The following is a 19,298-nucleotide window of genomic DNA, read 5'->3' as shown; positions in this document are numbered from 1 at the left end:
GATTACTAATAGACAAATCTTACTTGAATAGTCATATTTAGTTATGCTATTGTAAGCTCGTAAGCATTGATTTCGCCATAGTAACCTATGCTAAATAACAGTTAATGCAAAATTACACCCGTTAGCATTGGTTACTACCATATCCTGATTATAAGTTTTATTTTTCAACCAAGTAGCTCAATTACGTGAGAGTAATTCTCAATTTAATAATAATTGAAAGCTAATAATTTTATTATTAGCTGCTTGAATCAATACCTATAGGTATTGCTCTAATACTCCTGAATTTCTCTGCATCAAGTAGGAATTCTAGTAATTTAATCCTTGTCTATTATCAAAGCTTACGCGTTGAAAGGCTCCTATGTTAGTGGCTTCAATGTGTAAATTCCAATACTTTACAACAACATCTACAATCTACAAGAGGTAAAAAGCAGAAATGGCAAACGTATTTGTTAACGGAACTCAAGGAAATGATGTTTTCGCACTTATAAGCTCAAAAGATAATATTACTGTTACTGCCTTTGCAGGAGATGACTTGATAGCCACTGGATCTGGTAACGACTTTATTATTGCAGGTAGTGGGAACGACACTATTCCTACTCGAGAAGGCAACGATACTATCGATGGTGGTGATGGTAACGATCTAGTCGTTGGACAAGTAGGAGATGATTCTATAGATGGTGGTGCAGGAAACGACCTTCTTTCAGGTGGGCCTGGCAACGATACTATCAAGGCTGGCCTGGGCAACGATACTATCAATGGTGGTGATGGCAACGATACTATCTTTCTTGAAGGTCTTAATGATGAATTGAACGTAGTTTTTGCCGAGGGTGGAAACGATACTGTCATTGGTGGTAATGGCGTTGACTCCATTGATGCAGGTGACGGTAACGACTTTGTTTCTACTGGTGCTGGGGATGACGTTTTTACTGGTGAAGATGGTAACGATACTCTCAATGGTGGAATCGGTAACGATTTGATAGTTGGTGGTAGGGGAGATGATCGGGTTTTTGGTGATGCAGGTAACGACTTACTGTTTGGAGTTGATGGCAATGACATTCTGAATGGTGGTGCCGGGAATGATAATCTCGAAGGTGGTGATGGCAACGATGTTCTGACTGGTGGGATCGGGAATGATAATCTCGATGGTGGTGATGGCAATGACATTCTAAATGGTGGTGCTGAAAGTGACACCTTGACTGGTGGTGGTGGAAGTGACGCCTTGAATGGTGGTGCGGGAGCAGATAGATTAAATGGCGTCAATCCGATTGTTGATACTTCAGGTTTTGGAAAGGGTGAGATTGACGTTCTTACAGGTGGTCAAGGAAGAGATACCTTCGTTCTAGGTGACCAGAACGCTGTTTACTACAATGACGGCAATCGGTTATCCACTGGAAATCAAGATTACGCTATTATCAAAGACTTTCAATCTCGCTTTGATACTATCGAACTCAAAGGTTCAGCATCAGATTATTTATTGGTTCAATCTGTTGGTAGTCTTCCATTTGGGACATCTATATTCTTCACTGGTGGTTCAAATATTTCTGCTGAACTTATAGGTTTAATTGAAGGACAAGCGGCTACAAATTTCAATCTTAATAATACTAACCAGTTCTCTTTCGTTTAACTTGGTTTACTAGCTGTAATTAAAGCAAAAGAGAGGCTATCTCGGCAATATCCACTAGTTTTTTAGCGAACGCATGGAAGCCGACGCTAATGTTAAAACTCATTATGTGCGATAGCGCAAGTGCTATCGCACATACCTTCATCCGTTGAATTTTGCTCAGTTGCAGCGCTTGTATTCGCTTCTTCAGCCGAGCATTTTCCTCTTGACATATTAACGCTTCCACTTCTTATACACTTTCTCAATACGGTTTGGTTAAAGAAAAAGGGTTTTTAAGTCTTGCGCCTTATATCCCTCCACTGAATTTAAGTACAAAATTCAGTGGAGGGATATAAGGCGGGAAAAACCTAAATATTTTTCAATAAACATTTGAGGTTTTTCCAAACAATTCAGGAATCGTATAAACGTAGGTTGTATGTATATTTGGTCGCTAACCTGAAGATTAACTTCAGACGGTCAAATTGCACGTTAGTTATTACAATCCATAACATATAAAGATTTATGAAACACCAAGATCAGTCATTTCAAAAAACAAAGCCGAAACACAATCGTGAAGCTAGTAAATTAGAAGTTATGCCTAATACTTTGGGTTTAGATCAACAACATTGCGACATCCTTGAATATTGCAATGTACTTGTTAAGCATCTAACTCCAGATGATCTGACTAATTATTTAAATCCTGACGAGACTTTTTTAGGATTTGGATATGGAGGGAGTGAATCTATGACCCTTTTTTTAGAAAAGCCAGGTAGTGGAAAATTTGTTCGTAAGGTGTTAAGTGAACGTCTGATTACCCCAAAATGGGGACGGGAAGGCAGCGATGTAATGTTGCCTCCTTGTGCGAAAGCCAAGAGTCAGACTCAATACTTGATGAATCTGCCGGAATCAGTTAAGCCTCTTTTTCCTCAAGTATTGAACGTGATTGAGCGCGAACAAACAGTAACAGAGGATGGATCTACAATCTACGAATATATTTACGACATGACTTTTGTTCCTGGCATTGAAGTTAGCCAGTTTGTCAGAAGGTGTAATCCGTCCAAGGAAATCGTAGCCGCACTCTATTGCGTAATCTTCCGGCTGCTGAATGAAAAGATTCACAGTCAGCGTCGGCGCAAAATGTCACAGCCTACTTTGGAGCAATCCTATTTCACCAAAATTGAAAAGCGTCTTGCTCTCGCGCAGGAAACAGCACCGAAAACTTTCAATGACAGCCTGCTAAAAAGCGAAGACATCATGATTAATGGCAAGAGAATGCGTAACTTGCCTCGCCTGCTCAGAGAGTTTCGAGAAAATCCAATTTACCATTCGATTTTAGAGCCGAAGTTCCACTCTCTGGTTATGGGCGATACTAATACGGAGAATATCAAAATTGGCAATATCGAGCCATTGTTGAAACATTATGACAACTTCTCTGTCACAAACCCTCCGTTTACTGCTGAAGATATAGAGATTCGTTTCCTCGATCCGCGCGCTATTGGATTTTATGAGAACGGTGTTGATACTAATGCCGACGATCCGATGTACGACAATAAGCCCTGGCATAATAGTCTCGGCAACTATGATAAGATTCACGGCGAGTATTTTGATCTTGCCTACCAACTCCACAGAGAAATACCCCATATTTTGCTCGCTTTTGATGAAGAAAACCCATACGAACTCTCATATAGTGGGATAGAAGAACATTTCAGCGAAGTGATGACTGCTGCTTGGAAGTTGGACAATCCAGATTCAGATGTAAATCAGAACGATCCTAACTGGCTCATACGTTTTGTTTTCCTTATGGGTAGCCACTTTGCGGCAATGCCCCCCTACCACTTTAGCAAGAACAACGATGGTGTTTTGATCGACAATGCACATCACCAAAAACGTCCATTAGCAATCTACGTTGAAGGGATCAAGTGGCTTAATTTAACTCTCGATATGCTCGAAGGAAAGATAGATGAATTCCACGGCATCCCGGTTCCTAATTTCCAGATTTTCAACCATGAACTAGAAACAGTAAAAGCACCTTTAGATTATGCAGTTCCCGAAAATTTCACCGCAAATCAGTCAGATGATCGGTCAACGCCAGTGTTTCAAAGGGCTGCTAAATGAACGACGGGTTTTTCCAACCCCTTGGCACTGGTGCGTTCACGGCTTAGGAATCGGACAGGAAGCAACAGGCTTTGATCCAGAGAAATCGGATCAGTTGCTCAAAATAAGTCTTGCGCTATCTCGAAAAAATAACACTAGTTACAATACATTTGCACATCATTTGCTTAATGGCATCCTGGCAAGATGTGAAGCTGTATCGTTCAATAGTTACCTTGCTCAAGAGCGATCGCATGACGAGTTTAAAAGCGCTATCGACCAGTTACCGACTGAACCTTGGCAGTACGCACGTGCTTGTGCTTTATTAACGGAAAGTTTAGTGAAGGTCGGTCAGCTTGAACCCTATCGACATCTTGTCCATTGGCATCTAGAAAGGGCATTAGAGCAAGTAGCAAAATTAGATTTATCCAGCGATAAGCTGCGTTATGAGCAATTACAGCTATTTGCTAATCTGCTCTTGGCCGTAGGACAGGCAGAGTTTACAGACTTGCTAGTGTTACAGCAGGAAAATGGGGATACATATACTGCTAAAGCTTTGCAATTGGCTACAACTATCTCTGATATCTTTTACCGTGGTAGAGGTTCCGCGATTATTTTTTCCGTCTTAGCCATCATCGGTTGCAGAGATCAAGTATGTACTGGAGAGCAAAATCATCTTCAGACTCTTTTAGATATCTTTGATTCGGAGATGTCTAATTCATTAAGACGAAGTTCAGATGGAGTTCATGAGGGATCAGATTACTACCTATTCCCCCTCTCGCTCATACTCAATGCAATTGCCGTGTTGGATTGTCCTGATTATCTAACCTATAAGAGGGACTGGGTAGAACAAGCTGTATCGCTTTATCATACGCTCTCGCCTGCTTCACAAGCTTCGCAGATAACATTTTTTATCTATGCATTAGATAATCTCGGAGTGCTTGATGTCTATGTGCCTGATATAGTTATATTCTTTCATCAGTGTATGGAAGGATATATACAATCAACAGACGGCTTCCGAGTTGATGCTTATTTACGATGCACTTACTTGATTCATCTGGCTTGCCAATTAGGACGTTCTGATATTCTTCATTCGTCTATTTTGTCAATATTCTCGAATAGTGCAGCCGAGATATTTGGTTCAGAACATTATCTCGAAAGTACTTACGGCTCCAGTTATATGGTGGCGGCTTATGCATTATCTGCATTTGATAGAATAGGCAAATTGGATATGTTGTTTAGTCCAGAACTCAGACTGCCGGATGCGATCGCTCGTTTTCAAGATAATCCTGAGTCAACCGCAATAAATTCACCAAAAACCGTGTTTGCGCTGATTGAAGCTGGGTTGCGAATGCGTCCTATCGGGTTTTGTGACACGCCACTTTTCCAAAAAGTTCACATTAACAAGTAACAATTTGGAAAAGCATATTCATGGTTCACAGTTTTGGTAAAGTTAAATAGATGATTTGAAAACCACATAGGTTGTAGGAGCAATTCATTAATTGCCCCTACAGCAAGGTTTTATTTCCCATTCAAAAATGATTTTATTTACGTTAATCCACAACATAATTCTTTTTTTCAGTGCATAATTCCTAATAAAAGGATAGATAGTTAAAGAGAGGTTAAAAACTAATTAATATGGCAACTATAAATTTAAAAGTGAACGGAGAAAATAGAGAGGTTAATGTCACTGAAGACACTCCACTTCTATGGATGCTTCGGGATCATCTTGGGCTAAATGGGACTAAATTCGGGTGTGGGATGGCGCAATGTGGTGCTTGTACAGTACATCTCAACGGTATTCCGATTCGTTCATGTGTGACGCCAGTATCGGCAAGTATCAATCAAGATATCTTAACGATAGAAGGACTGTCGGAGATCGGCGATCACCCAGTTCAACGAGCTTGGACAGAACTTGATGTACCGCAATGTGGATATTGTCAGTCTGGGCAGATGCTCTCTGCTGCGGCGTTGCTTTCTGAAAATCCACAACCTACGGATGCTGATATTGATGCTGCGATGTCTGGTAACATTTGTCGCTGCGGTACTTATCAAAGCATACGAGCCGCCATTCATAGAGCTTCCGAATTGTTGAGCCAGCAAAGTTAAGGAGGTTGTCAGAATGGAAAACAATACAACTACGCGGCGCAGTTTTCTCAAGGCATCTGGCACAGTGGGAGCAGGTTTGTTTCTTGGGTTTTATCTGCCACCGACTAGCCGCGTACAGGCCGCAACCTCTCCAGCTAATCCAACCAAGCCCCTATCAAAGCCCAACGCCTTTATCCGCATCCTGCCGGATAATACTGTGACGATTGTTGTCCATAAAGTTGAAATGGGGCAAGGGGTTTATACTTCTTTACCGATGATCCTCGTTGAAGAACTCGAAGCCGATTGGGACAAAATTCGCATTGAGTCTGCCCCCGTGCATCCCGACTATGACCATACAGTATGGAAAAATTATCAAGGTACTGGCGCTAGCACTAGCATTAGCTCCACTTGGGATCAACTGCGGCTCGCTGGTGCTACAGCACGAGAAATGTTGATTGCTGCGGCTGCCACAACCTGGGATGTATCACCAGAGAGTTGTATTGCTGAAAAAAGTTATATTTTACATCCAGCTAGCGATCGCCGCTTATCTTTTGGAGAATTAGCCGATCGCGCCGCCCAAATGCCAGTGCCAGAAAACGTTACGCTCAAAAAGCCCAGTGAATTCAAACTCATCGGTAAGCCAATCAAGCGCTTGGACACTGCTGACAAGGTTAAGGGGAAAGCGGTATTTGGGATCGATGTCCAAGTTCCCGGAATGCTGATTGCTCTGATTGCGCGACCGCCAGTTTTTGGCAGTCGCTTGCAGAATTTTGACGCTGAAGCAGCCAAAGCCGTTGCAGGTGTAAAGCATCTGGTAGTGCTACCTATGGGTATAGCAGTTGTGGCCGATAGCTTCTGGAATGCTAAAAAAGGGCGTGATGCCCTCACAATCACATGGGATGAAGGCCCCAATGCCGAGCTTTCCTCTGAAGGTTTACAGAGCAAATATGCTGACCTAGCAAATAGTCCAGGGTTAGTGGTGAGAAAAACGGGCGAAGTCACACCCGCACTTGATGCAGCAGCGAAAAAGCTCCAAGCCGTTTACGAAACACCTTACCTAGCCCATGCACCGATGGAGCCATTAAACTGTGTAGCTGACGTGCGATCGCACAGTTGCGATATCTGGACAGGCACACAGATGCATACAACCGATCAACAAGCTGCCTGTGCAATTACCGGACTAAAGCCCGAACAAGTTCAGATTCATACAACTTTACTAGGGGGTTCCTTTGGACGACGCTCTAATCCACACGGTGATTACGTCAAAGAAGCCGTGCAACTATCCAAAGCCATTGGCAAGCCGGTGAAAGTAATCTGGACACGGGAAGACGATATCCGTGGCGGTTATTATCGACCAGTGCATTACAGTAAAATTGCTGCCGGGCTTGATAAAGATGGCAACATTACTGGATGGTCTCATCGGTTGATTGGTGAGTCAATTGGCAAGGGTACTCCATTTGAAAAATTATTGATTCATGAAGGCATCGATCACCTTTCGATTGAAGGGGCAGATCACCCTTATACAATTCCCAACCAACTGGTAGACTATCACCCTGTTGATAATGGTGTGCCAGTATTGTGGTGGCGTTCAGTTGGTCACAGTTTTACTGCCTTTGTTGTCGAGTCTTTTTTGGATGAATTGGCCACCGCCGCCGGCCGAGATCCGCTTGAATTCCGGCTTGCCATGCTAGGTGAGCAACCACGACATCGAACCACTTTGAAACTCGCTGCTGAAAAAGCAGGTTGGGGACGCAAGCTTCCAGTCGGTGTACACCAAGGACTAGCCCTACATAAATCATTTGGCAGCACCGTCGCCCAGATTGCCGAAGTATCCGTCACTGCCGACGGACAACCTCGTGTTCACCGAGTAGTTTGTGCTGTTGATTGTGGCATTGTGGTCAATCCTGATACTGTGCGGGCCCAAATGGAATCGGGCATTGTCTATGGCTTATCCGCCGCGTTATATGGCGAGATTACCTTTAAAGACGGTCGTGTACAGCAAAGTAATTTTCACGATTATCCCGTACTGCGGATGAATGAAATGCCCAAGGTCGAAGTTTATATCGTGCAGAACACAGAAAAACCTAGTGGTGTGGGTGAAATTTCCACACCTCCCATCGCACCTGCGGTATGCAACGCGATTTTTGCAGCCACAGGCAAACGGATTCGGCAATTACCCATAAGCGCATAAAAGTTACAGCAAGCATAGATAAATTAGTGTGACTGCATAGCATACCGATTTAAGACGTATCACCCACGAATTTTCTTTACAGCTAACCAGGAGGCAAAATGACCACAACGACAACTGCTGCTGTAGTCCACGAACCCCAAGGGCAATTTACATTCGAGACTATTGAACTCGATGATTTACGCAGCAACGAAATATTGGTTCGTAATCAAGCTAGCGGCATCTGTCATACAGATTTTGTGGCGCAAAATCTCATGAAACTACCGATTGTGTTAGGTCACGAAGGTGCAGGGATCGTGGAAGCTGTGGGGTCGGGTGTTAGCCGAGTTAAACCAGGCGATCGCGTCATCATCTCTTACCCTTGGTGTGGTACTTGTCATGGGTGTTTGGAGGGTCAGCCTTATTTCTGCGATCATCACATCCCCTTGGGATTTGGTGGTACTCGCTTAGATGGCTCCCACACGATTAAGTTGGGCGGAAAGAAGATTTCCGGTGCATTTTTTCAGCAGTCCTCTTTCGCTAACCACTCAATTACAGTAGAGCGCAATGTCGTCCCAGTAACCAGCAATCAGGCTGCTGAGAGGTTGGCAGCCATTCCTTGTGGGGTTCAAACCGGTGCGGGTTCTATTCTCAATACCTTTAAAGTCGGCCCCAGAGACGGACTGGCGGTTTTTGGTGCCGGTGCTGTCGGTTTGAGTGCCATTATGGCAGGTAAACTAGTCGGTGCGTGGCCATTGATTGCTATTGATGTGGTGGAAGAACGCTTAAATTTGGCGCTGGAGTTGGGTGCAACCCATGTATTTAATGCCAAAGACGGGAGAGTTGCCGAACGAATCAAGGAGATTGCCCCTCATGGTGTTCGCTATACCCTGGAAACCTCCGGGAATGAACAAGCGCTCAATGATGCCATTGACTGTTTAGCCACTGGTGGCGAATGCGGTATGGTGATCGCGCCTCACTTTGGCGAGAAATATCCGTTTTCACCAACGCAGGTTTTTAAACGTGCAGCAAATTTGCGGGGAATTATTCAGGGGTCTTCTGTACCAAATACGTTTTTGCCGACATTACTGGAATTAAATCAGCAAGGGCGCTTTCCCTTTGAACGTTTGATTACCGTTTATGATTTCCAGGATATCAATAAAGCTGTAGCGGATACTAAAGCGGGCAAGGCGATCAAGCCAGTCCTGAAAATATCATAATCAGCCGTCCTTTAAGGCTTTTGAAGTTAATACAAAGGAAAAGGAAATCTCAGTCATGCAATTTATAGTATTTATATTAGGTGCCTTCTTGATGGGAGCCATTACCCCCATCTATCTGCCAATGAATAGCTCTGTGGCTCGGTATGTAGGTTCGCCAATTCTAGCCAATATAGCTTTCTTTTTCATGGGTCTGGCTACCACCTTTATAGCTTTGTCAATAACCTTGCTTTTTACATCAAACATAGATGGGTTAGCGATCGCTTCAAAATTCAAAAATGTTCCCATACATCTATATCTCAGTGGTGTCTTTAGTGCTTTGTTAGTCTTCGGAACCACCACTTTGATTCCCCGTTTGGGAGCTAGTACTTTCTTTGTTTTGTTTGTGTTGGGTCAGGTAGTGATGGCAGCGGTGGTTAGCCATCTAGGTATCTTAGAGTCTCCTAAAGACCCGATTTCGCTCCAAAAAGTTGCCGGTATCATCTTCTTGATCGCAGGTGTAGGGCTAGTCACATTTTCTAATGTTAAAGAAATCAGTTGGCTACCTAATTTCTTAAAAAGCTTTGATGCCAGCCTTTAGCAGCAATAATCTACCCTCAATTAAACTCATCTTAAGCAGAGTTAGTCTAGGAATGAAATGCTAGTAAACGTTACAACCAGTTCTGTAATCAACGCATCAGTTGAACAAGTATGGGCGAAAATCCGGGACTTTAATGGTCTACCTAATTGGTATCCGTCTGTAATCGACAGCCATATAGAAAATGGTGAGCCTAGCGACAAAATAGGCTGTATCCGTAGTTTTAATCGTGAAGATGGACTGAACCTGCGGGAGCAATTACTAGGACTTGACGATCAAAAATATGTCTGCACCTATTTTCTGCTAGAGCCTAATAAGCCGATGGAAGACTACATTTGTACTATACGACTGTTACCAATTACAGATGGCGATCGCACTTATATCGAATGGCTGGCAAACTTTAAATGTTTACCTGAAGAAGAAACCGAATTACGGCAGAATCTAGAACAGGTGTTTCAAGTCGGTTTTGATGCCTTGAGCAAAATTTTCAGCAGATAATATGGATTTTAGCAAACGAGCTTTTTTGAAAACAGCAATGGATCTGTCCATCGGTGCGGTGGTGCCTCCATTGGCAACAGATGCATCCCAAGTCACCAACTACACTACTGAGTTCAGCAAGAGCGTCTTCAAGAAAATTGCGATTGAAGAGGCTTTTGCAACGCCAGAATTATTTGATGAGTGGCGCAAACTCCTTGCTACCAGTGTGGATAAAGAACCCGGATTCCAAAAATTGTACAAACCGTTTCTGAATAGCCCTGCAACTAAAGAGATCCGCGATCGTCTCACTGATGTTGGAGCCAGCCGCATTCGTGATATGGATCAATATGGAATTGACATGCAAATACTGTCAATCACGTCGCCAGGTGTTCAAGTATTCAGTACCGACAAAGCTGTAGATATTGCCAAAAAGAGTAACGATCAACTAGCTGAATTCATCTCTGCTTACCCAGATCGGTATGCTGGACTTGCCGCAGTGGCACCCCAAGCACCGAATGAGGCCGCTCGCGAGTTGGAAAGAGCAGTAAAATATCTGGGTCTTAAAGGTGCAATAATTAATTCCCACACTCACGGGGAGTATTTGGATCAATCAAAGTATTGGGTAATATTTGAAGCTGCCCAAGCATTGGATATACCAATTTACTTACATCCGAGAACACCTTCTCCAGAGATGATAAAACCTTTTCTCTCTTATGGTCTCGAAGGTGCTGGTTGGGGCTTTGCTGTAGAGACTAGCACGCACGCAATGCGTTTAATCCTCAGTGGTTTATTCGATCGCTTTCCCAAACTTAAATTTATTCTAGGGCATTTAGGCGAAGGTATACCGTTTTGGCTTTCCCGGATCGACGGTCGTTTTGCTAATGAAACTTGGACAAAAATGGATGATTCGAGTCAAGCAATAAAGCGGCAAAAAAAACCAAGCGAATATTTCATGGATAACTTTGTTGTTGCTACCAGTGGGGTAAACTGGTCTCCAGCTTTGCTGTTTGCGCTTTCAGTATTAGGTTCTGACCGTATATTGTTTGCCATTGACTACCCGTATGAACCTACTGCCAAAGCAGTTGAAGGTATAGATAGTACACCTATGAGCGATGTTGATAGAAAAAAAATATACCATCTAAACGCGGAAAATTTGTTTAAACTGAAAACCCTGTAAAGTATGGGTAAGTGTAGTGTCAGATCGTCATTCACGATGGCTGAAACCCTTATTTTTACGTTCTATTTCAAAAGTTTGTGGTTTACTGAAAATAAAGAAGTCCGAATATCTTCTCCCTATCTTCTATCTCCTGCCTTCTCTACACCACCCATGAAAGAACTTCAAAACATCCTCGCAGCTTTTGAGCAAAGTCAAAAGAAAGGTGAACTTACTGCTCTAGCCACCGTTGTCAAAACTAGTGGCTCTGTCTATCGTCGCCCTGGTGCTAGGATGCTGCTGACTGAAGAAGGGCAAATGATTGGCTGTGTGAGTGGTGGTTGCTTAGAAAGTGATGTGTTTGAAAAAGCCCAAGCCCTGATGTTTGCTGATGGAGTTCCGGTTGTTGTCAACTATGATACTACTGCCAGCGATGATATTGTTTGGGGATTTGGTCTTGGTTGTAATGGTGTAGTTGAGGTACTCATTGAGCCGCTTTCTAACCAATTGGCCAAAGGTCAGCTAGATTTTATTGCTGAATGTCTGCATGGGCAAGAGTCAGGGGTAATGGCTACTGTATTTAAAGTGAGTGGAGAAATCATCGCCAAAGTAGCATCTCGATTGTTCTTAAAGCCAGATGGTACTGTTATTAGTAATATTGAAGATGAATTACTTGTGCAGCAGATTTTGGTAGATGTCCAACAAGTACTCAACCAAGGGGAATCGCGGGTAAAGTCTTATATTCTTCCCAGTGGTATTGCTGGAGTCTTCCTAGAAGTCATTCATCCTATTGTTCCTTTGGTAGTTTTTGGTGCAGGCCATGATGCCATCCCAGTTGTCAATCTTGTCAAACACCAAGGTTGGCACGTCACAGTTGTCGATAACAGACCAGGCTATATAACTTTTGAACGTTTTCCCAATGCAGACCAAATTATTTTTAGCGAACCTCAAACAATTCAGAACCACCTCAATCTGAATTCACGCACAGTTGCTATAGTTATGACTCATAGATATGAGAGCGATTTGGCACTGCTGCGAACCTTGTTACCATCTTCTGTATCCTACATTGGTATTCTCGGCCCTAAAAGTCGCACTCAGCGATTACTACAAGACCTCAAGTCTGAGGAATTTTTGCCAAAAGATACACAACTGCAACGTCTTTACGCTCCTGTGGGTCTTGATATTGGTGCAGATTCACCAGAAGCGATCGCGCTCTCAATCGTAGCAGAAATTCAAGCAGTGTTGGCAAATCGCGCTGGTGGAATGCTCAGGGCACGACTTGGCTCAATTCATGGAGAGGAAATCACATGTCTGATGTCGGTCTAATTATTCTTGCTGCTGGTGCATCCACTCGTATGGGAACGCCAAAACAACTTCTACGTTACGGTGAACAGAGTTTGATTGGGCATATCGTTCAAGTGGCAAATGCTTCAGTTTGCCACCCAATTATTGTTGTATTAGGGGCATATTCTGAACTTATTAAACCAGAGATTAACTCAGAACAAGTATATGTTATGGAAAATCCACTTTTTGGTGAGGGAATAAGTAGCTCTATTCGTGTTGGTATAGAAGCCCTTAATCTCATCAAAAAAGAAGCAAAAGCTGTTGTTTTGATGGTATGCGATCAACCTTTTATTTCACCTCAACTCATAAATCAACTTGTTGAAGTTCACGAAACTACTCTTAAGCCAATAGTTGCTTCACAATATGCAAACACTCTAGGTGTTCCTGCATTATTTAACCGCACTTTATTTGCAAAACTGACCAGACTCAGTGGCACGGATGGTGCAAGACAGATAATTAAAAAATCTCTTGGAGAAGTTTTAGCAATTCCTTTCCCCGAAGGTGTATTTGACTTAGATACTCCAGATGATTACGAGCAGCTTTTAATAAAAAATGGGACGGGATTTTAAAATTGATAATACAGCAGATTGCAGTTAGTGAAGGGTTGTATGCAACAGCTTACAACCCCATTGGAAATTATACAGTCACTTTTTTCACATTCTCAAGCTGATTGACCTTATCCCACCAACTCCGTAGTTTCGGAGTTTGACCAGTAATTACCTCAAACTCCGAAGTCTGCGATAGGTAGATGAAGAGAGGAATTAGGTAGAAATCGGCAATGCTTAGTTGGCTACCAAGTAGATACGGGCTAGCAACAGATAGTGATTCAATTGCCTCTATAGCCTTTTTTGCTGGTGCGGAAGCCTTTTGTACCAAATCGGAATCTGTATTGCCGCCCTGACTTGGTACAACCAAGCATTGCATTACAATTGTTCCAACATGAGCATAAAGATAGTTATCAATAATCCCTATTATCTGACGCATCCGCGCTTTGAGCATGGGTTCAGATGGGCTGAACTTGTTATCGGCAAACACTATATCGAGGTATTCGGTAATTGCTGTTGTTTCATAAAGCAGTTCCCCATCTACTTCCAGAGTTGGTATTTTTCCAAAAGGATTTTTGGATAAATACTCCGCTGAGTGGTTTTCTCCAGTAAATATATCAATTCCTTTAAGGGTGTAATCTACACCTGCTGACTCTAGCAGCAACCGGACAGTGCGAACATAAGTACTGAGGGGAGTTCCGTAAACTATGAGTTTGGTCATTATTTTCAAGTTCCCAGTTAAAAATTTTACAGTAGAGTTGGTAAGTCTTTAATGTTGAGAAAACTTTATTGCTACCCAACTTATCCAGTAATGCTTGCCAATAGGCGCAGGGCTATGATCTTTGATTACTGAATCGGTGTTTTAGCGATCGCCTACTCTGGCTTTCGAGCAGTTACAATACTCCAGTATTCAAAGGTCGGTTTAACTTCAATGTCAACAAACCCAGCTTCTGCCAGTATGCTAGATAGCTCCAGACCTGAATATTCTTGTCCGCCAGCACACCAAATCTGCATAATCACGTTGAATGCCGCAGTGGATAATGGCCCTGTCCGATGATCGTTAAATAGCCACTGGTGAATAATTATGCGTCCACCAGGCTCTAAACTATCAAAGCTTTTTTTTGTCAGAAAACGGTTTTTCTCAAGGTCGTAATTGTGATATATCAGCGAGTAAAAATGCAAATCAGCAGAGGGGAAAGGATCATTCCACATATCCCTAACTTCAGTGGTAATTTGCTCTGACAGTCCATACTCGGCAATATACTCTTGAGCGACTTCGCAGACTGGCGCTATATCCAAAATTGTGGCTTTCAATTTAGGCCACTTGAGGGTTGCACCGATGCTGTGAGCGCCAGAACCCCCAGCAATATCAAGCAGATGTTTATTGCTAGATAGGTCTAAAGTTTCAGTCCACGCCAGGGCGGGAGCAACACTAATGGAATGCATCGCTTTTGTAAAAGTTCGCGTAACTTGATCTTTATTTTCTTGTTCGTGAACTTCGTATAGTGAATCACCCTCATAAACAATAGGAGCATCTGTTAAAATTGCTTTCTTAACTCCCACGTAGGAGAAAGAATCGGCGTTAGCAATCATCAAATCCAAATAGCCGCAAAAAGAAGTAGGGTTAGTTTCAAGTAAATACTCAGAAGCAACATTCGTAAGGGAGTAGTATCCATCCTTTAGTTCGATAAAATCCAGAGATGCACATACAGATAAAAGCGTTCCTGCTGCTCGTGGTGCAAGGTTTAGACTCTGGGAAATCTCTTCTAAAGTGCGTGGTGTTTCCGCTAGGAGGGGAAACAGTTTTAGTTCATGAGCAACTAGCAAAGTTGGATAATTGTATAAACCAACGATCACATCCCAAACTTTTGTACCAGATGTTTGTGGTTTGTCAAGCTTGTTAATTGAAGCTTTACTTGTTACTTGGGTCATTTTAATTCTCCTAAGTAATTGCAAAAATGGGTAGTGCTAAATATGTAGTAAAAATGCAGATTTACTAATTTAAATTGGCGCTGTTGCACAAATTAGGGAGAATGGTAAATTTTGCCTATTACCATATTTCGTTCCCCACTCAGCCTGAATATGAAAACCAAAGCCAACTACAAAACTATATATCTATAGATAGAGATGAGACACAGCAGTGATGTTCTCATCACCGTGACCTTGCTTGATAGCTTCTGTAAATATATGCCAAGCTGTTTCCGCCATTGGCACTGACGCGCCATTTAGTTTGGCTGTGTCGAACACATAACCTAAATCTTTCTCCACAAGCTCAACAGGAAACATTGGGGCAAAGTTGCGAGCCAGTATTCCACCTGCGGCTGCTTTAGCTGCTGGGCTACACACCGGAGTTGAGGACACAATGTCCATCACTTTGGTTTCATCTAGTCCGCAACGTTGCATAAGTCCAATCAACTCGCTTACAGTTGCAACTTGCACACTGAACAGCGCATTGACAGCAAGTTTGACAGCTGCTCCGCTTCCACTTGGCCCAGCATGGTGTACAGCGTTACCCATAGCTTTTAAAACTGGCTCTGCCTTTGCAACAGCATCGGCTTCACCACCAACAAAGTAAATTAACTGGCCTGCTTTTGCCTGTGGGCGAGAACCAGCTACTGGTGCATCCAAGAAGGTGATTCCTTCATGAGAAAAGTGCTTTGCAAGTTCCCGCGCCCAAGCAACAGTTATTGTTGAACTTTCAATAGCTACGGAGTTTTTAGACAAGCCAGCCAGTGCACCAGTATCAGGATTTAACCATACATCCCTTGAGGCATCGTCATCTCGCACCATGCAGATAGCAAAGTCTGCTTCCTTCACAGCTGCACGAGGTGTATCGGCGGCTTCAGCCCCCATCTCCACAAGAGGAGCTGTCTTATCTGGACTTCGGTTCCATACTTTAACCTCATGACCTGCCTTTAAAAGTGCTGCGGCCATGGGCGACCCCATCGCACCCATACCAAGTACAGCAACTATAGACATATAATTATTTCCTTAGAGAGATGATTGTTTTCTTGGGCATCAGCTTACTTTATCTATCAAATGGTATCAATAGTTGCTATTGCATCACACTCGTGCATAATATACAAGAATGGATTTGGAAAGCTTACGTATTTTCATTGAAGTTGCTCGTCGAGGCAGTTTTGCAGCAGTCGCCCGAGACCACAATATAGATCCCTCATCTGTATCGCGGGTCGTCGCCTCTCTTGAGGAAGAATTAGGCATACGCTTATTCCAGCGAACAACACGGCACATGACCCTAACAGAGTCCGGAAATCTCTACCTGTGTCGTGTTGATGCTTTGTTAGATGAGCTAGAGCACGCTCGTGACGAAGCCCTTGCAGTCAGTGTTGGCCCTATCGGTACTTTGAGAGTCACGACCTCAGTAGCGTTTGGTCATAAGTTTCTTGTGCCCTTACTCCCAGAATTTCGGGATTTATTTCCCGATCTCAAACTTGAACTACTACTAACAGATACAAATCTTGATTTAGTATCTGAACGGGTGGATTTAGCGATCCGTCTCGGGCCAAATATTCAGATTGGTGTTATCTGCCTAAAGTTATTCAACACGCGCTACCGAGTGTGCGTTAGTCCTGCCTACGTGGAGCGTGAGAAGTACTTACACGTTCCAGACGATCTCCGAGTTCATAAGTGCCTACTTTTCACTTTACCAAACTTCCGATCAAGGTGGTTATTCCGTGACAATAATGGAACAGTCAGCGAAGTACCTATCGAAGGTGATGTAGTGATATCAAATGCGTTAGGACTTCGTGATTGTGCGCTTGCTGGTATGGGGCCTGCACTGTTAGCCAACTGGCTGATTGACGAAGATATCGCTCAGGGAAAGCTTATTGACTTATTCCCAAATTATCATGTGACTGCGACGGATTTCGAGACAGCTGCATGGCTTTTATACCCTAGTCAAACTTATTTACCAAACAAAGTGCGAGTCATGATTAACTTTCTAAAACGAAAATGCTCTGACTGCAAATAAGATGAGTTATCCCTCTTTCAAGAAACCCTTTCTACATAAGCTTTAAGTCAAGTGTTTCTTGAAAGAGGGATAAGTGCGATCGCATTAAAAATTATTGAAAAATTGAGCGCTTGTTGACAAAATTCTGATTAGTAATCACAATGTAATTACAATCAAGGATAAGTCTTCTCATGGGGACAGCAATTAGAACCCGTATTGTTAAAATCGGAAATTCTCAAGGTATCCGCATTCCTAAACTTCTGCTGGAACAAAGTGGTATTGGCGAAGAGGTGGAAATTGAAATTCAAGATTGTCACCTAATTGTCCGTGCTGCCTCTCAATCGCGTCATGGATGGGATGAAGCATTTGCAAGAATGGCGAAGCAACACGACGATACACTGCTCGATGATGCAATAACTACAGAGTGGGAGCATCTAGAGTGGGAGTGGTAGTGAATCGATTTGATGTGTTTTTGGTTAACCTCGACCCAACAATTGGCAGTGAGATTCAAAAGACAAGACCCTGTGTAGTAATTTCACCAGATGAGATGAATAAATATATTGCCACGGTTATTGTTGCTCCGATGACAAATAAAGGACAGTCTTATCCGACTCGTGTCACTTGTGAGTTTCAGGGTAAAAATGGGCAAATTGTTCTAGACCAAATTCGTACAGTTGACAAAACTCGATTAGTCAAAAAGCTAGGTCAGATTGACCCGGATGAACAAAAAGCAGTTTTAGATACTTTGGCTGAAATGTTTGCTGAATAATATACCTAACAATCTATACATCCGATGGTTATACCAATTTTTTATAGATACGAATTACGGTTCTTCGGTTACTTTTATGGAGAATTAATAGTAAAATGCCAATTTAATAAACTGCGTAATCGAAAATTGCTAAAGTTACGAAAGCCATATCCTAGTCTTTTAATTAACTTGAGTTTATTATTAATTCCTTCTACAACACCACTTGTAGTTCTCCCGTCAAAATAGCCTACTATTTCACCAAACCATCTAACCATTGTACCTATACTTTTGGGAAAACATAAAAGTGAATTATGCATCCAATCTAATAATTTAATTATGCTATCTCCCCAAGATTTAGTTGATTCAAATATCTCTCTAAATTCTTCTTTTAGTTGATGCATCTTAGCCAAGATAGGTGAAACCTCTTGGGCAGACTTTAACTTTTCTTTTTGCTTCTCGTTTAAAGAAGCCTCATTTTTAATGAAGCTATATTTGCTTTTATTTAATCCCTTTAATATTCGTTCTCTTTCTAATTTATTTTCTAGGGACATTGCTATTTTCTTTTCGGTTTTACGCATAGTATCTAATTCATCATTTACTTGTTTCATAACATGAAATCTGTCAGCAGTTATATTAGCATTAGGCATTAACTCTTCTACTAAACTTTTATAAGGCAACCAGAGATCAATGCTCACTTCTTCGATTTGTTTAAGCACCTGAACTCCCCATTTTACAAGGACTTCCCTGATTTCTTCTATTCGTCGTGAATGCACAATTTCAATTGGTTTATGAGTATCTAAATCTACTAATATTGCTAAATAGTTTCCTTGTCCTTTAACTAAAGCAATTTCATCTATACCTAGCCTTTTTAGATGAATTAAATTTATATTTAATATTTGCGATACTTGTCCTTTTAACATAGATTCGACTTCTTCATCGCTTAAATCATTTCTTTTGCCGACACTATGAATATTGCTATTTAATACTTGTTGAACTATTTCCATTGCCAATCTTTTAGTATATCCTTTACTCTTCTCTACAAAATTCAACTTTTCACTAAAGACTTTTTTACATTTATTACACTTGAATTGGCGACGATTTATTTTTAGTAGCACTCGTTTTTCACTCCAAGATAAATCATGAATCATCCGCCAATGATTTTGATGTATACTGTGAGTAATTTGTTTACAGGATGGACAAGCAGAATAGTTGACAGCTTTTTCTATTGTTATAATTATTCCTTCCCCTTCAATTTCTTCAAAATCTAACACTTTCATCTCTGGAAGATTCAGTATTTGGTCTACGGGAAATTTCATGACGA

At 42.1% G+C, this 19,298-nt stretch carries 18 protein-coding genes; 14 read left to right on the top strand and 4 right to left on the bottom strand.

Features of this window, described 5'->3' with window-relative positions; all coding sequences use genetic code 11:
• Nucleotides 1-433 precede the first annotated feature (433 nt).
• The 11 genes from RRG12_RS08380 to RRG12_RS08330 all read left to right on the top strand — a co-directional run bounded on the left by RRG12_RS08380 (nt 434) and on the right by RRG12_RS08330 (nt 13,283).
• A complete protein-coding gene (locus RRG12_RS08380; protein WP_420758953.1) occupies nt 434-1,624 on the top strand; it encodes a calcium-binding protein in 1,191 nt (396 codons plus the stop codon).
• Between the two features lie 498 nt (nt 1,625-2,122).
• Entirely contained in the window at nt 2,123-3,715 is a 1,593-nt protein-coding gene (locus RRG12_RS08375; RefSeq protein ID WP_069069225.1) for a hypothetical protein, read from the top strand.
• The gene (locus RRG12_RS08370; RefSeq protein ID WP_420758952.1) at nt 3,639-5,102 is read left to right on the top strand and encodes a hypothetical protein; all 1,464 of its coding nucleotides are present in this window, start codon (nt 3,639-3,641) and stop codon (nt 5,100-5,102) included. The genes RRG12_RS08375 and RRG12_RS08370 overlap by 77 nt, the downstream gene beginning before the upstream one ends.
• 227 nt (nt 5,103-5,329) lie before the next feature.
• Complete coding sequence (locus RRG12_RS08365) at nt 5,330-5,800, top strand: (2Fe-2S)-binding protein (RefSeq protein ID WP_069069223.1); 471 nt, start codon at nt 5,330-5,332, stop codon at nt 5,798-5,800.
• 13 nt (nt 5,801-5,813) lie between these two features.
• Complete coding sequence (locus tag RRG12_RS08360) at nt 5,814-7,970, top strand: molybdopterin cofactor-binding domain-containing protein (RefSeq protein ID WP_420758951.1); 2,157 nt, start codon at nt 5,814-5,816, stop codon at nt 7,968-7,970.
• Nucleotides 7,971-8,068: 98 nt separating this feature from the next.
• Nucleotides 8,069-9,166, top strand: a complete 1,098-nt coding sequence (locus RRG12_RS08355; RefSeq protein WP_420758950.1) for an NAD(P)-dependent alcohol dehydrogenase — start codon at nt 8,069-8,071, stop codon at nt 9,164-9,166.
• Nucleotides 9,167-9,221: 55 nt separating this feature from the next.
• Nucleotides 9,222-9,743 carry a DMT family transporter gene (locus tag RRG12_RS08350; RefSeq protein ID WP_069069220.1) on the top strand — a complete coding sequence of 174 codons (522 nt, stop codon included), beginning with the start codon at nt 9,222-9,224 and terminating at the stop codon, nt 9,741-9,743.
• Nucleotides 9,744-9,800: 57 nt separating this feature from the next.
• Nucleotides 9,801-10,238: an SRPBCC family protein gene (locus RRG12_RS08345; protein ID WP_420758949.1), complete on the top strand. Its 438-nt coding sequence runs from the start codon at nt 9,801-9,803 to the stop codon at nt 10,236-10,238.
• 1 nt (nt 10,239) lies between these two features.
• Nucleotides 10,240-11,394, top strand: coding sequence for an amidohydrolase family protein (locus RRG12_RS08340; RefSeq protein WP_420758948.1), 1,155 nt, complete (start codon nt 10,240-10,242; stop codon nt 11,392-11,394).
• 36 nt (nt 11,395-11,430) lie between these two features.
• Nucleotides 11,431-12,696 (top strand): XdhC family protein, encoded by a 1,266-nt coding sequence (locus tag RRG12_RS08335; protein WP_256090859.1) that lies wholly within the window; start codon nt 11,431-11,433, stop codon nt 12,694-12,696.
• Nucleotides 12,678-13,283, top strand: a complete 606-nt coding sequence (locus RRG12_RS08330) for a nucleotidyltransferase family protein (RefSeq protein WP_420758947.1) — start codon at nt 12,678-12,680, stop codon at nt 13,281-13,283. The genes RRG12_RS08335 and RRG12_RS08330 overlap by 19 nt, the downstream gene beginning before the upstream one ends.
• A gap of 67 nt (nt 13,284-13,350) precedes the next feature.
• On the opposite strand, the gene RRG12_RS08325 is transcribed toward RRG12_RS08330, so the two are convergent.
• The 3 genes from RRG12_RS08325 to RRG12_RS08315 all read right to left on the bottom strand — a co-directional run bounded on the left by RRG12_RS08325 (nt 13,351) and on the right by RRG12_RS08315 (nt 16,238).
• A complete protein-coding gene (locus tag RRG12_RS08325) occupies nt 13,351-13,980 on the bottom strand; it encodes a glutathione S-transferase family protein (RefSeq protein ID WP_069069217.1) in 630 nt (209 codons plus the stop codon).
• Between the two features lie 152 nt (nt 13,981-14,132).
• The gene (locus RRG12_RS08320) at nt 14,133-15,191 is read right to left on the bottom strand and encodes a methyltransferase (RefSeq protein ID WP_069069216.1); all 1,059 of its coding nucleotides are present in this window, start codon (nt 15,189-15,191) and stop codon (nt 14,133-14,135) included.
• A gap of 183 nt (nt 15,192-15,374) precedes the next feature.
• Entirely contained in the window at nt 15,375-16,238 is an 864-nt protein-coding gene (locus RRG12_RS08315) for an NAD(P)-dependent oxidoreductase (RefSeq protein WP_069069215.1), read from the bottom strand.
• A gap of 109 nt (nt 16,239-16,347) precedes the next feature.
• On the opposite strand from RRG12_RS08315, the gene RRG12_RS08310 reads away from it, so the two are divergent.
• From RRG12_RS08310 to RRG12_RS08300, 3 genes are all read left to right on the top strand, one after another.
• The gene (locus tag RRG12_RS08310; protein WP_069069214.1) at nt 16,348-17,250 is read left to right on the top strand and encodes a LysR family transcriptional regulator; all 903 of its coding nucleotides are present in this window, start codon (nt 16,348-16,350) and stop codon (nt 17,248-17,250) included.
• Between the two features lie 170 nt (nt 17,251-17,420).
• Nucleotides 17,421-17,681 (top strand): AbrB/MazE/SpoVT family DNA-binding domain-containing protein, encoded by a 261-nt coding sequence (locus RRG12_RS08305; protein ID WP_069069213.1) that lies wholly within the window; start codon nt 17,421-17,423, stop codon nt 17,679-17,681.
• Nucleotides 17,681-17,998, top strand: coding sequence for a type II toxin-antitoxin system PemK/MazF family toxin (locus tag RRG12_RS08300; protein WP_256090858.1), 318 nt, complete (start codon nt 17,681-17,683; stop codon nt 17,996-17,998). Before RRG12_RS08305 ends, RRG12_RS08300 begins: the two co-directional genes overlap by 1 nt.
• Nucleotides 17,999-18,072: 74 nt before the next feature.
• Here the strand turns inward: RRG12_RS08300 and RRG12_RS08295 are convergent, their stop codons facing one another.
• Nucleotides 18,073-19,293 (bottom strand): ISL3 family transposase, encoded by a 1,221-nt coding sequence (locus RRG12_RS08295; RefSeq protein ID WP_420758946.1) that lies wholly within the window; start codon nt 19,291-19,293, stop codon nt 18,073-18,075.
• Between the last annotated feature and the right edge of the window lie 5 nt (nt 19,294-19,298).

The organism is Nostoc sp. CALU 546 (genome assembly GCF_048836525.1).
This window is presented reverse-complemented; position numbering and strand designations above follow the sequence as displayed.

Coding starts and splice junctions, on each gene's coding strand:
- RRG12_RS08380 (WP_420758953.1), top strand. CDS start 434: ATGGCAAACGTATTTGTTAACGGAACTCAAGGAAATGATGTTTTCGCA.
- RRG12_RS08375 (WP_069069225.1), top strand. CDS start 2,123: ATGAAACACCAAGATCAGTCATTTCAAAAAACAAAGCCGAAACACAAT.
- RRG12_RS08370 (WP_420758952.1), top strand. CDS start 3,639: ATGCAGTTCCCGAAAATTTCACCGCAAATCAGTCAGATGATCGGTCAA.
- RRG12_RS08365 (WP_069069223.1), top strand. CDS start 5,330: ATGGCAACTATAAATTTAAAAGTGAACGGAGAAAATAGAGAGGTTAAT.
- RRG12_RS08360 (WP_420758951.1), top strand. CDS start 5,814: ATGGAAAACAATACAACTACGCGGCGCAGTTTTCTCAAGGCATCTGGC.
- RRG12_RS08355 (WP_420758950.1), top strand. CDS start 8,069: ATGACCACAACGACAACTGCTGCTGTAGTCCACGAACCCCAAGGGCAA.
- RRG12_RS08350 (WP_069069220.1), top strand. CDS start 9,222: ATGCAATTTATAGTATTTATATTAGGTGCCTTCTTGATGGGAGCCATT.
- RRG12_RS08345 (WP_420758949.1), top strand. CDS start 9,801: ATGCTAGTAAACGTTACAACCAGTTCTGTAATCAACGCATCAGTTGAA.
- RRG12_RS08340 (WP_420758948.1), top strand. CDS start 10,240: ATGGATTTTAGCAAACGAGCTTTTTTGAAAACAGCAATGGATCTGTCC.
- RRG12_RS08335 (WP_256090859.1), top strand. CDS start 11,431: ATGGCTGAAACCCTTATTTTTACGTTCTATTTCAAAAGTTTGTGGTTT.
- RRG12_RS08330 (WP_420758947.1), top strand. CDS start 12,678: ATGTCTGATGTCGGTCTAATTATTCTTGCTGCTGGTGCATCCACTCGT.
- RRG12_RS08325 (WP_069069217.1), bottom strand. CDS start 13,980: ATGACCAAACTCATAGTTTACGGAACTCCCCTCAGTACTTATGTTCGC.
- RRG12_RS08320 (WP_069069216.1), bottom strand. CDS start 15,191: ATGACCCAAGTAACAAGTAAAGCTTCAATTAACAAGCTTGACAAACCA.
- RRG12_RS08315 (WP_069069215.1), bottom strand. CDS start 16,238: ATGTCTATAGTTGCTGTACTTGGTATGGGTGCGATGGGGTCGCCCATG.
- RRG12_RS08310 (WP_069069214.1), top strand. CDS start 16,348: ATGGATTTGGAAAGCTTACGTATTTTCATTGAAGTTGCTCGTCGAGGC.
- RRG12_RS08305 (WP_069069213.1), top strand. CDS start 17,421: ATGGGGACAGCAATTAGAACCCGTATTGTTAAAATCGGAAATTCTCAA.
- RRG12_RS08295 (WP_420758946.1), bottom strand. CDS start 19,293: ATGAAATTTCCCGTAGACCAAATACTGAATCTTCCAGAGATGAAAGTG.